We start from the raw sequence: 13591 nt of genomic DNA on the forward strand, positions 1-13591 counted from the left end.
GATTTCGCCTTTAAACAATATTAAACCTATGAAATTATTTGTCACCGGAATAGGAACCGAAATAGGAAAAACAGTTTGTTCAGCAATTTTAACCAACCATTTTAAAGCAGATTACTGGAAACCCGTTCAATCCGGAGATCTGCATTATACGGACAGTATGAAAATTAATAATTGGGTGGGACATGAGGTCTGTTGTTATACCGAAACCTACCGTTTACAATTGGCAGCTTCTCCTCATCAATCTGCAGCAGCAGAAGGAAAACAAATCAGTGTTGACGATTTTCAGTTACCGGATACATCAAATACCCTGGTCGTAGAGGGAGCCGGAGGATTAATGGTACCACTTTCGGATCATGAATTTATGATTGACCTGATAGAAAAACTGCAATTACCTGTTGCCCTGGTAGTCAGAAATTATTTAGGATGTATCAATCACACTTTGTTATCCATAATGGCTTTAAGAGAAAGAGGGCTTTCATTAAAATACCTGATCCTTAACGGATCTTTTCCAACCGATACAGAACGGGTGATCATCAACTATATAGAAAAAGAAACCCATATCATCAGAATACCTGAGATAGATTCAATTACAAAAGAAAACATAGAAACAATATCAAACAATTTAAAACACGTATACAATGGATAAAACAACAAAACTTAGAAATGACTGGACGAAAGAGCAAATAGAGGAAATATTTAACCTGCCTCTATTAGAACTTGTATACAAAGCTGCGACCGTTCACCGGGAATGGCATAACCCTGAAGAAGTACAGATTTCAACGTTATTATCAATAAAAACAGGAGGTTGCGTGGAAGACTGTTCCTATTGCGGACAAGCTGCACGCTATCATACGAATATCAAAGTACAGGCCTTACTTCCTACAGAAAAAGTAATTGAACATGCTCAAAAAGCCAAAGATTCTGGATCTTCAAGGTTCTGTATGGCTGCTGCGTGGCGTGAAGTACGAAACAACAAGGATTTTGATCGCGTAATCGATATGGTGAAAGGAGTAAACGAGCTCGGATTAGAAGTATGCTGTACATTGGGAATGCTCACAGAAGAGCAGGCAATACGTTTACAGGAAGCAGGGTTATATGCTTATAACCACAATCTGGATACCTCTGAACAGTATTATGAAGAAATTATTTCAACGCGTACATTCGATAACAGGATCAATACCATTAATAACGTTAGAAAAGCAGGAATTACTGTATGCTCCGGAGGGATTATCGGTCTTGGGGAAACCAATGGGGATCGTATTTCCATGCTGCTGACATTAGCTACAATGCCTAAACACCCGGAATCTGTTCCGATCAATGCCTTAGCCAGAGTAGCCGGAACCCCTCTTGAAAACAATCCCAAAGTAGATACCTGGGAAATGGTGAGAATGATCGCTACCGCAAGAATTGTAATGCCATCATCAATGGTTCGTTTGAGCGCGGGACGCATCGAGATGACCGAAACCGAACAGGCATGGTGCTTTATGGCAGGAGCTAATTCCATTTTTACCGGAGAAAGGGAAACTCTTTTAGTAACCCCAAACCCTGGAGTTTCAGAAGATATGCAAATGCTCAATACCCTCGGATTGAAACCGATGAAAAAAAGAGAAGAAGCCTTTGTGAATAGTGAAAGTTAGAAGTTAGAGGTTAGAGGTTAGAGGTTAGAGGTTAGAGGTTAGAGGTTAGAGGTTAGAGGTTAGAGGTTAGAGGTTAGAGGCAAAATTACAGATAAGTCCAGGTCTTTATTCTTTATTCTTTATTCTTTATTCTTTATTCTTTATTCTTTTCTCTTTTCTCCTCTTTTTCTCCCCTTCATCATACACACTAAAACAACACACAATATAAATCAATCTATGCCGAACGAATTACAAAAAAGAGACCGGGCCGTGAACTGGCATCCGTATACTCAGATGAAAACAGCTGACGATGCAATTCCTATCGTCAAAGGAAAAGGAGTATATCTCTATGACAATGAAGGTAAAAAATATATCGATGCTGTTTCATCATGGTGGGTTACTTTGCACGGACATGCTAATGAGCATATTGCCGAACGTGTTTACAGTCAGCTGAATACATTAGAGCAAGTTATTTTTGCCGGATTTACCCACGAACCAGCGATACAGCTTTCTGAAAACCTCCTGAAGCTATTACCGGATAATCAGGAGAAGGTTTTTTATTCAGATAACGGATCTACTGCGGTAGAAGTTGCTTTAAAAATGAGCATCCAGCATGCTTACAATCAGGGAAAATCAAAAACAAAGATACTTGCTTTCAAAGATGCTTATCATGGAGATACCTTTGGAGCAATGTCAGTGAGCGGAAGAAGCATCTGGACCCAGCCTTTTGGCGAAATGCTGTTTGAAGTAATCTTCATAGATACTCCGAATTCTGAAAATCTGGAAGAATTAAAAATCCGGATTGAAGGTTTTGCCGATGATGTGGCCTGTTTTATTTACGAACCATTGATACAGGGAGCTGCCGGAATGCTGGTACACCATGCTGAAGATCTTAGTAAGCTTATGAAGTTCTGCAGGGAAAAAGAAATCATCCTGGTTCAGGATGAAGTTTTTACAGGATTCGGAAGAACGGGAAAACTTTTTGCAGCGAATCACCTGTCCGAACAACCTGATATCATGTGTTTTTCAAAAGGATTAACAGGCGGAACAATGCCAATGGGTATTACAACCTGCTCAGAAGTGATTTTCAATGCTTTCTTATCCGATGATAAGTATAAAACTTTATTCCATGGGCATTCCTTTACAGCAAATCCTTTAGCCTGTGCTGCGGCACTTGCCAGTATGGAGCTTTTATTACAGCAAGATACACAACTTGCCATTGAAAGAATCTCCCAACAACATGCTGATTTTACAAAAATCCTTCAGCAGCATGAGAAAGTGGAAAATGTCCGCCAAATGGGAACCATTCTGGCCTGGGAGCTCAAAACGGATCAGGGAACTTCGTATTTTAATGAGACCGGAAAAAAGATCTACAATGAATTTCTGTCCAGAGGAATTATCATGCGCCCGCTGGGAAATGTGATGTATCTGGTTCCTCCTTATTGCATTACCCCAGAAGAGCTTGACTTCATTTATGAAAATATCATAGACGTTCTTAACCTATTTCTGAAAATGAAATAGCCCATACTCTCGCTGCCGGCAACGATACACAGATTTAAAAAAACACAAAATTATGATCTGTTACATTAAGCATGGTATGCGAGAGTATATTTTTGCATCTTTTTTCGCTGATTGGAGGAGATACTGAAGAAAAGTAAATCTTTAATTCCACGCTGTCTAAATTTAAAGTTTAATGATCAATTTTTCCCATGAATATTGATTCTTACCCCTTAAACTCTTAAATTAGCTCCTCATAATAACTATTACAATGATTCTTGAAACAGAGAGATTAGTCCTCAGAGACCTCCATGTAAGTGATAAAGAAGCTCTTTTCGAATACCGGTCAGATGCTGAAACCAATGAATTCCAAAGCTGGATCCCCAAAACAATAGATGAAGTGGAAGCTTTTATTCTTAGAAATCCTAAAGAATTCAATCAGCCGGAAACCTGGTATCAGCTTTTGATTACGGACAGGAAGACAAATGACGTGATCGGGGATGTTGGCATCCATTTTATAGACAGTGACAACAAGCAGGTCGAATTTGGAATTACCCTGAACAAAAAACACCACCATAAAGGGTATGCTTCAGAAACATTGAAAAGCCTCATTGATTTGATGTTCAAAGACCTTAACAAGCATAGAATTACAACCTCTGTTGACCCCGCAAACAAAAGTTCAATTGATCTCATGAATCGTATAGGTTTCAGAAAAGAAGCTCATTTTGTTGAAAGCTTATATATAAATGGTGTTTGGGTTGATGATCTCGTTTTTGCTTTACTGCAAAAAGAATGGCTTAATAAATAGCTTTTTGAATATATCTGGCACAATTTTGCCATGCTATTTCAAAATATCACTACGTATTTAATTAAATATTTTTAGCGCATGAAAAATTTGGTAAACCTGCTTCTGATACTGATCACTTTCGGGCTTACACCCGCACAAAAACTCATCCACAAAGAAATTTTCAGCCCACGGATGAACAAAAATATTAAAACCATTATCATTACACCCAATATTAAGCCTAAAGAAACGTATAAAACAGTTTATATTCTTCACGGGTTCAGTGGGAATCCGGACAGGCTTGTAAAGGAAGACCTGCCTAATCTGCTTGACAAAGCCAAAACCTACAACACGATTTATATCCTACCTGATGGCAATTACAGCAGTTGGTATGTAGACAGCCCTTTGAAAAAAGACTCACAATATCAGACTTTTATCGGAAAAGAGCTGGTAGACTATATCGATAAGAATTATCCTGTAAAAAAAGAGAAAAAGTACCGTGGTATCTTAGGATGGAGTATGGGTGGCTATGGTGCGTTAAACATCGGCGTAACTTATCAGGACACTTTTGGGATTGTGGGAAGTTCATGTGGAGCTTTAGACCTAAAATCTATTGGAAAAGGTTACGAACAATACAAAGTTAATGAGGTTTTAGGCCCTTTGGAAAAGCTTGATCCAAAGTTTCTTACGGACAGTAAAATAGAGAAAATGATCAGCGCTAATCAAACCTATATTTTCGATTGTGGTACTGAAGATCAGCAAATGATCATGATGAACAGGAAATTTCATGAAAAACTCGTAGCCAATAAAATCCAGCATCTATACACAGAATCACTGGGCGGCCACACTACGGAATACTGGAGCAGATCATTATCAGATCAACTGGCTTTATTCAATAAATATTTTGATAACAAATAATCAAAAATAATTTGAGATAGTGACTTCAAAAATCTAAGAAATCATACTAACTATAAAGTATCGAATAAGCCTCACATAAAGCAAACTAATCTTTTACAGCCATTTCATTTCCTATTGAAATGGCTTATTTTTTGGATGTTCATTCTAAATTAATTTCTATGATATCCATACTGCTCTTAGAACTCAACTGGAAAGAATTACTGATGGGACATGAGGAATGGTCATTTATTCTTGAAATCATTCTTCGTACGGCTATTATGTTTCTGACGATCATTATTGGCCTCCGGGTTCTAGGCAAAAGGGGTGTAAAACAACTCTCGATTTTTGAACTTGTTGTGATTATCGGTTTAGGTTCTGCCGCCGGAGACCCCATGTTCAATAAAGACGTCGGAATTATTTCTTCCATCATTGTTTTCCTCGTGATCATCATTATGTACAGCATCATTACCTATCTGATCGGAAAATACAAAAACGTTGAAAAAGTCATTGAAGGAACTTCTATCTGCCTTATTAAAAATGGGAAGTTTGCTATCGAGAACTTCAAAAAAGAAAATCTGGGAAGCGATGAATTTTTTGCAGAGTTAAGATTAAAAGGCATATCACAGCTGGGACAGATCGAAACAGCTATTGAAGAAATTTCAGGAGAAATCAGCGTATTTTATTTTGAAGATGCCCAGGTAAAATATGGTCTCCCTATTATGCCGGACTCTTTAAAAAAAACCGTAAAGTACATCGATGAAGAAGGATATTATTCATGTACTTTCTGTGGACAAACGGAAATAAAAAATCAGGGAAATGCAGGAGATTGTCCTGTTTGTAAAAAAGATGAATGGGTATTGGCAAGCGATAGGAAAAGAGTGACATAAACATCAATTAAAGTTTAAAAAAATTCCTAAACTGTAAAAATTGAGTTCTAGTAAAAACTTTTTTTCATTTAGCAATCTTTATAAATCGCGGTACTCCTGGCAAACTTAAAAAAACAATCCTGATCATCTCATGATAATTAAAGTTTCCTAAAATCTAAGTGTTCTTTTTTCCTTATATTTGTTATCCCAAGTATCAGTTTTAAATAAAAACTGTGAAAAGTCTCATTAATCATTAACCCTTTTTATAACATTAATTTCCTCTTTACATGGTAATATCTGTGTAAAGCAATGGAAGAATACTTGTAAAAAACACTCAAATACCCGATAATTACACGTGAAGATTCACAATAAAAGAAAATACCTCAGTTTTCTTAAGTTTAAAAGAGATTTTCAGAAATATGGTCTCGAGAAAGTACGCAGCTATGAACTTGTACTTCATTGGCTAAGCAACAGACTCAGCCGCAGCCAGTTTCTTATTCTTTCGGGTATCCTGGTTGGATGCACTGCCGGACTGGCAGGTGTGATCCTTAAAACATTGGTTCATACCATCCATTATTTCATTGTCAATAAAGTCCATTTTGAATATCAGATCCTTTTTTATATTGTTTTTCCTTTTTTAGGAATTGTACTGACCACCAGTATTGTTCTTACTTTATTTAAAGGGCAGGACAGGAAAGGAATCGGCGCCATTCTTTATGAGATAGCTCAAAACTCCAGTATCGTTTCTTCAGTAAAAATGTACTCGCAGATTGTGCAGAGTGCCATTACCGTAGGATTGGGAGGATCTGCAGGGCTGGAAAGCCCTATCGCCGTTACCGGTGCTGCCATAGGATCAAATTATGCGCAGACTTATCGTTTAGGATATAAAGAAAGAACTTTGCTTTTAGCTGCAGGAGCAACAGCAGGCATTGCGTCCGCATTCAATGCCCCGATAGCAGGAGTAATGTTCGCATTTGAGATCCTGTTGACGGGAGTTGTCTTTTCCGATTTTATTCCGCTTGTAGTTGCTGCGGTCTGCGGAAGTCTTTTATCCAGGATATTGCTTCAGGAGGATATCCTTTTCAGGTTTCACGCCAGAGAATCTTTTAATTACCACAATGTTCCGTATTATCTGATATTAGGTATTGTTACAGGTTTATATGCCAGATATTTTGTGATCATCTCCCAGAAAGTAGAACATTTTATTAAGGAGCTGAAAGTTTCCCGCATCCGTAAGGCAATGATCGGAGGAGCCGCGTTGTCTTTACTTTGCGTCCTGTTTCCTCCGTTATTTGGTGAAGGTTATGAAACAGTAAAGGATTTCACCAATGGAAATACCCATTTTATAATTGAAAACAGTCTTTTCAGATACTTTGAAATCGGAAACTGGACGGTCATTATTTTTCTGGTCCTGATATGCCTGTTAAAAGCTTTTGCGACTTCTATTACCATTTTCAGCGGAGGGAACGGAGGGAACTTTGCACCTTCACTTTTTGCGGGAGGTACGGTCGGTTTTCTTTTTGCCATGATCTGCCAGCAAATAGGGTTTGAGGATGTTCCTGTTACCAATCTGGTTCTTGTAGGAATGGCAGGCGCTATGAGTGGCGTACTATATGCACCTCTTACGGCTATATTTCTTATTGCCGAATCCAGTTTCGGGTATGATCTTTTCATCCCGTTAATGATTGTTTCTGTAATGTCCTATTTAATGGCAAAGTGGTTTTCCCCGATATCTCCGGAGCTAAAAAACATGGCTGATGAGGGCAAAATATTTACCCATGAGCATGATAAAAACCTGATGTCTTCACTTCGTACAAAAGAATTGATAGACCGGGACTCCCAGACTATCAGCCAGGATGCTCCCATTAATGATTTGTATGAACTGATCAAAAATGGAAAAAAGAACATATTTGCAATAACGGATGATGAAAAAATGCTGAAAGGAATTCTAACATTGGACGATATCCGGCCTTTGCTTTTTAACAGGGATAAAGATGCGTCATTCACCATCCAGCAGCTTATGAAAGCTCCGCCTGCAGTTATTCACCCCGAAGATGAGCCTTTGAAGATCATTCAGATTTTCGATGAAACAGGGGTTTGGAATTTACCTGTTGTGGATGCTCAAAACCGTTTTATCGGCTTCATTTCAAAATCTACCGTTTTAATGAGCTACAGGGAATTGCTGAAGGAATATTCCGATTAGAATCCTTTTATTTTAAGAAACAATATTTGATATCTTTGTATCCATGAATATCCTAATCATAGAAGACGATCAGAGAGTTGCCCAGCTTACCCAAAGAGGTCTGGAAGAACAGGGATTTACGGTAACTCTGGCTTATGACGGGTTGTCCGGAAAGAAATTAGCCTTACAGAATGATTACGATCTTGTGATAACGGATATCGTTCTTCCTAAAATGGATGGAATCGACCTTTGCCGGGAAGTACGCCTTATCAAGCCTGACCTTGCGATCATTATGCTTACCGCATTGGGAACAACAGACGATAAGGTAGAGGGTTTTGATGCCGGTGCAGACGACTATCTCGTAAAACCGTTTGAAATGAGGGAATTACTGGTAAGAATAAGAGCTTTACTGAAACGCAACAACAAAGCTGCTCAGAATTCGGGATTTATCCTGCGTTACGCTGACCTGGAAATGAACCTTCATACCAAGATCGTTAAAAGGAATACAAAAGATATCAACCTCACTCCGAAAGAATTCAAACTGCTCGAATACATGCTGCACAACCCGGAAAGAGTGCTGTCAAGAGTAGAAATTGCCGAAAAAGTATGGGATACCCATTTTGATACGGGAACTAATTTTATCGATGTATATATCAATTACCTTCGTAAGAAAATAGATAAAGATTTTGATCAGAAACTCATCCATACCAAATCCGGTATGGGATTTATTCTTAAATTGGAGTGATGCAAATCAAAACCAGGCTTACCATATTATTCACCATTATTACAGCAACTATTTTGCTGGTATTTGCTTTTGTAATCTATTTTTCCGCAAGCCAAAGCAGGGAAACCGAATTTTATGCGCTTTTAAAAAAAGAAGCTTACACCAAAGCCAATCTGTTCCTGAATGCTAAAGTAGACAAACATACCCTCCAGGAAATCTATCACAATAACCGTAAAACCCTGAATGAGGTTGAAGTAGCTATTTATAATACAGATCATCAGCTTTTATATCATGATGCAGTGGATATTGATTTCGTAAAGGAAACCTCAAAAATGCTTGATGATATCAATTCCAAAGGAAACATTCAGTTTTATCAGGATAACTGGCAGGTGATTGGGGTTACTTATGCGTACCAGGGACAAAAATATCTGGTTACGGCGGCAGCGTATGACCAATATGGATACAGCAAAGTCAGTAATTTATTGAAAACGATCGTCATTGTTTTTATATTTTCAATCATCATCATTTTTCTGGCAGGAAGAATCTTCTCAAGAAAAGCGTTTCAGCCAGTAAATGAAATGACGGAAAAAGCTCGGAATATTTCAGCAACAAATCTCGATCTTAGACTGGAAACTACAGGAAATAAGGATGAGTTATCGGAACTGGCCAATACATTCAATGACATGCTCAATCGTCTGGAAAGCTCTTTTGATGCCCAGAAAAATTTTGTTTCCAATATTTCCCATGAACTGAGAACCCCTCTGGCCGCAATCATTACCGAACTGGAACTTTCTATTAATAAGGAGAGGACCAATAACGAATATAAAACAGTGATCAACAATGTATTAGACGACTCCAAAAAGCTGGTCCGTTTATCAAACAGCCTTCTGGATTTTGCCAAAGCAAGTTATGATCCTACGGAAATTTCCTTTAAACCTGTAAGGATCGATGAGATATTGCTGGATGCCCGTCAGCAGGTTCAGAATTATAACTATGATTATAAGATTGACCTCAATTTCAAAGCTGATATTGATGATGAAAACCAGATTACGGTAAATGGAAATGAGTATCTTTTAAAAGTGGCATTTGTAAACCTTCTTGAAAACGGATGTAAATTCTCCGATGACCATAAAAGTACAGTCTCCATTATATTCAGTAATGAAAAAATTATCCTTACATTTTCAGACCTTGGAATTGGTATTTCAGAAACAGATATGAACTTTATTTTTGCTCCTTTCCATCGAGGTGAAAATAAAGAATTTGCGGATGGAAACGGAATAGGGCTTCCTCTTACCAAAAAAATAGTTGATCTGCATAAAGGCAGCATCACCGTATCTTCACAAAAAAACAAAGGGACAACCTTCACGGTAGAGCTCCCTCATTTATAAAATTTCTAATAAAATTCTAATTTTTTTCTAGTGGTTCTCTAACCGTGTTTGTGGCAGATTGTAAAGACCTTTGTGCCAGCAAAATAAAAGAAGAGGAATCATGGGATTATTGGAATTTACAATCAGACTTTTAAGCGGAATGTTATTAGGTTCCGCCATCGGTATCGAAAGACATTGGCGTCAGAAAAGTGCGGGTTTACGTACCAATGCTCTGGTTTCCCTGGGTGCTACGGCCTTCATTCTTCTTTCCATTAAAATCGGTGGCGATGCCACCGGAAGGATTGCTTCATATATTGTAAGCGGTATAGGCTTTCTCGGTGCCGGAGTTATCATGAAAGACGGACTCAATGTACAGGGATTGAATACCGCTGCAACCATATGGTGTTCTGCCGCTGTAGGTGCTCTTAGCGGAATGGGTCTTCAGATGGAAGCCGCGGTAGTTACTGTTACCGTTATGTTCACCCACATTATCCTTCGTCCTATAGGTATTCACCTAAACAGATTCACTTTCGTAAAATCCGGTAATGTACAGACAGACTATCTCTTTACAATAAAATGTACGGCCGAAGTGGAAAACCATATTCGTGTACTGCTCATGCAGATGCTGGGAAATGATGAAAAATTGTTACTGAAATCCCTGTCAAGCGATGATGTAGATGATAATGTTATCATCACCGCTGTAATCGTTACTGCAACGCCTCAGGACAGCCTTATTGAGCGGACAGCAAGCCGCCTTACCATAGAGGAAAAAGTACATAAGGTCAGTTGGGAGATTATAGGTACCCAGTCGGAATTATAATCTCTCTCTTTAACCAAAATTACCTTTTCGCGTAATGATCTACTAAACATGCATCAATCCTGTGATGCAGGATATTCTGTTCCTTTTTAACTCATTAATACCATGAGTCATGATAAAACTAAAAGAAAAAATTAAAAACCCATTTCATTCTGTAATCAATTCAGACGGAATGAATATCGGAACCATTACCAAGCTGCAAAATGCATCCAGCCAGGATGATAAATTTGTATATGCTATGCTGGAAACCAGTGAAGAAGGTATAACAAAGATAACGGCTGATGAACGTAAAGCCAGGTTCGGACACAATGAAATTCAACATCAGAAAGCTCCCAAATGGTACATCCAGCTGTTAAAAGCTTTTGCCAACCCTTTCATCTATATTCTGCTGGCTATTGCTGCAGTATCCTTTATCATTGATGTATGGCTCCCTCCCGCAGAAGAACGTGACTTTAAGACGGTAATCGTGGTTTCGGTTATGATCCTGGTCAGTACGCTCTTGCGTTTCGTGCAGGAATACAGGAGCAATGCTGCTGCTGAAAAGCTGAAAAGCATGGTAAAAACAACGGCTACTGTACTCAGGAAATTTCAATCTAAACAAGAAATACCCATCAGCGAGCTTGTTCCGGGCGATATTATTTATCTGTCTGCCGGAGATATGATTCCTGCGGATTGCAGGATTGTACAGAGTAAAGATTTGTTCGTCAGCGAAAGTATGCTTACAGGCGAAGCATTACCTGTGGAAAAGAACCATCTTCCGATCCGCGATGCAGAAACTAAACAGGTCATAGAACTTAATAACCTGTGCTTTATGGGAACTAATGTGGTAAGCGGCTCAGCGACAGCAGTTATTGTGGTGACCGGAGGCTATACCTATTTTGGAAGCATCAGTAAATCCATCACTGGAGAACGTCCTGAAACCAGTTTTGATAAAGGAATCAATAAAGTGAGCTTTCTATTGATCCGTTTTATGCTGGTTATGGTTCCCGTGATTTTTTTGGTCAACGGGCTTATAAAGGGAAACTGGCTGGAAGCGCTGTTGTTTGCTATTGCCGTTGCTGTAGGATTAACTCCGGAAATGCTTCCGATGATCGTTACAGCTAACCTGGCGAAAGGAGCTGTAAACATGAGCAAACGTAAGGTGATTGTAAAGCGCCTGAATTCCATCCAGAATATCGGTGCTATGGATATCCTGTGTACAGATAAAACCGGAACCCTTACTTTGGATAAAATTGTCCTTGAAAAACACCTTAATGTCCATGGAATAGAGGATGACGAAGTATTGAAATGGGCATATCTGAACAGCTATCACCAGACAGGACTAAAGAATCTTTTAGACAAAGCTGTTCTTGAGCATGTTGAGCTTCATGATTATTTAAAAGTGGAAGAACAATACCTGAAGGTAGATGAAATACCATTTGATTTTCAGCGTCGCAGAATGTCTGTTATCCTTAAAATGCACAACGGAAACCATCTCCTTATCTGCAAAGGAGCCGTAGAAGAAATGCTGGAACTATGCAGTAAAACTTTCGATCCGGGAGATAACAGGAATATTCATATTGAAAATGATAAAGCCGTTCCCATGGACGACGCCATGCGTAAGATCGTGCTGAAAACTTCAAAAAAAATGAATGAGGAAGGACTCCGGGTGATCCTTGTTGCCATCAGGGAATTTGATGCCTCTCATCCGCTTACTTATACATTGGAAAGTGAAAAAGACCTTACCCTTACCGGATTCATCGGTTTTCTTGATCCTGCCAAGCCATCAGCTCAGCCGGCGATAGAAGCCTTACATAAATTGGGTGTTGGGGTAAAAGTACTCACCGGTGATAATGAAATTGTAACCCGGAAAATTTGCAAAGATGTAGGAATTCCGGTTCACCATATTATCAACGGAAGGGATCTGGATGAAATATCAGACGAAGTTCTGGCAGAGCGAATGGATTCTGTTTCTGTATTTGCCAAACTAAATCCTTTACAAAAAGTAAGGGTTGTAAGAATTTTACGCGATCAGGGACATACGGTGGGCTTTATGGGAGATGGAATTAATGATGCAGCGGCCCTTAAAGAGTCGGATGTAGGGATCAGTGTAGATACAGCAGTGGATGTTGCAAAAGAAAGCGCAGATATTATCCTTCTTGAAAAAGACCTTATGGTTCTCAGAAAAGGGGTGATCTACGGGCGAAGAACCTTTGGGAATATTATCAAATATATTAAAATGACTGCGAGCAGTAATTTTGGGAATATGTTCAGTATGCTGGGAGCGAGTGCATTTCTGCCTTTCCTTCCTATGCTGCCTGTTCATTTGCTGATCCAGAATTTATTGTACGATATCTCTCAGATTTCTATTCCCTGGGACAAAATGGATGAAGAATTCCTTGAAACACCAAAAAAATGGGATGCAGGCGGAGTGGCTAAATTTATGTTCTTTATAGGACCTATAAGCTCTATTTTCGATTTCGCCACATTTGCCGTGATGTATTTTGTGTTCAAAGCCAATACACCAGAACATCAGACCCTGTTTCAAAGCGGATGGTTCATTGAAGGTTTACTTTCGCAGACCCTTATCATTCATATGATCCGTACAAGGAAAATTCCTTTCATACAAAGCTGGGCCACCGCTCCGGTAGTTGCCTTAACAACTTTAATCATGATTATAGGGATTGCTATACCTTTCTCACCATTTGCAGCAGCTTTAAAGATGCAGCCTTTACCATTAAGCTATTTCCCATGGCTACTAGGTATACTCACTTGTTATTGCCTGCTCACTCAATGGGTGAAAAACTGGTTTATCAGAAAATTCAATACCTGGTTGTAAGAAAAAGAATTCCTTTTCAAGTA

The 13591-nt window shown here is 38.9% G+C and carries 11 protein-coding genes; all 11 read left to right on the forward strand.

The genetic code is table 11. The features are described 5' to 3' along the window. Positions 1-28 precede the first annotated feature (28 nt). Positions 29-646: a dethiobiotin synthase gene (gene bioD, locus ACNFU2_RS03660; RefSeq protein WP_273648006.1), complete on the forward strand. Its 618-nt coding sequence runs from the start codon at positions 29-31 to the stop codon at positions 644-646. Beyond that, the gene (gene bioB / locus ACNFU2_RS03665; RefSeq protein WP_273648007.1) at positions 639-1637 is read left to right on the forward strand and encodes a biotin synthase BioB; all 999 of its coding nucleotides are present in this window, start codon (positions 639-641) and stop codon (positions 1635-1637) included. The genes bioD and bioB overlap by 8 nt, the downstream gene beginning before the upstream one ends. Positions 1638-1853: 216 nt before the next feature. Then, positions 1854-3137: an adenosylmethionine--8-amino-7-oxononanoate transaminase gene (gene bioA, locus ACNFU2_RS03670; RefSeq protein ID WP_273648008.1), complete on the forward strand. Its 1284-nt coding sequence runs from the start codon at positions 1854-1856 to the stop codon at positions 3135-3137. A 247-nt stretch (positions 3138-3384) separates the two neighbouring features. Further along, positions 3385-3921 (forward strand): GNAT family N-acetyltransferase, encoded by a 537-nt coding sequence (locus ACNFU2_RS03675; RefSeq protein ID WP_418123767.1) that lies wholly within the window; start codon positions 3385-3387, stop codon positions 3919-3921. Positions 3922-3999: 78 nt separating this feature from the next. After that, complete coding sequence (locus ACNFU2_RS03680) at positions 4000-4815, forward strand: alpha/beta hydrolase (RefSeq protein WP_273648010.1); 816 nt, start codon at positions 4000-4002, stop codon at positions 4813-4815. Positions 4816-4973: 158 nt separating this feature from the next. After that, a complete protein-coding gene (locus ACNFU2_RS03685; RefSeq protein ID WP_273648011.1) occupies positions 4974-5681 on the forward strand; it encodes a DUF421 domain-containing protein in 708 nt (235 codons plus the stop codon). A 334-nt stretch (positions 5682-6015) separates the two neighbouring features. After that, positions 6016-7863: a chloride channel protein gene (locus tag ACNFU2_RS03690; protein WP_273648012.1), complete on the forward strand. Its 1848-nt coding sequence runs from the start codon at positions 6016-6018 to the stop codon at positions 7861-7863. Positions 7864-7906: 43 nt separating this feature from the next. Then, positions 7907-8587 (forward strand): response regulator transcription factor, encoded by a 681-nt coding sequence (locus ACNFU2_RS03695; RefSeq protein ID WP_172282743.1) that lies wholly within the window; start codon positions 7907-7909, stop codon positions 8585-8587. Further along, positions 8587-9954 (forward strand): HAMP domain-containing sensor histidine kinase, encoded by a 1368-nt coding sequence (locus ACNFU2_RS03700; RefSeq protein ID WP_273648013.1) that lies wholly within the window; start codon positions 8587-8589, stop codon positions 9952-9954. Before ACNFU2_RS03695 ends, ACNFU2_RS03700 begins: the two co-directional genes overlap by 1 nt. A gap of 100 nt (positions 9955-10054) precedes the next feature. Next, positions 10055-10753 carry an MgtC/SapB family protein gene (locus ACNFU2_RS03705; protein WP_273648014.1) on the forward strand — a complete coding sequence of 233 codons (699 nt, stop codon included), beginning with the start codon at positions 10055-10057 and terminating at the stop codon, positions 10751-10753. Between the two features lie 109 nt (positions 10754-10862). After that, the gene (gene mgtA, locus ACNFU2_RS03710; protein ID WP_418123771.1) at positions 10863-13568 is read left to right on the forward strand and encodes a magnesium-translocating P-type ATPase; all 2706 of its coding nucleotides are present in this window, start codon (positions 10863-10865) and stop codon (positions 13566-13568) included. Positions 13569-13591 lie beyond the last annotated feature (23 nt).

This window comes from Chryseobacterium sp. PTM-20240506, from assembly GCF_048296755.1.
GTDB classification, from domain to species: Bacteria; Bacteroidota; Bacteroidia; order Flavobacteriales; family Weeksellaceae; genus Chryseobacterium; species Chryseobacterium proteolyticum.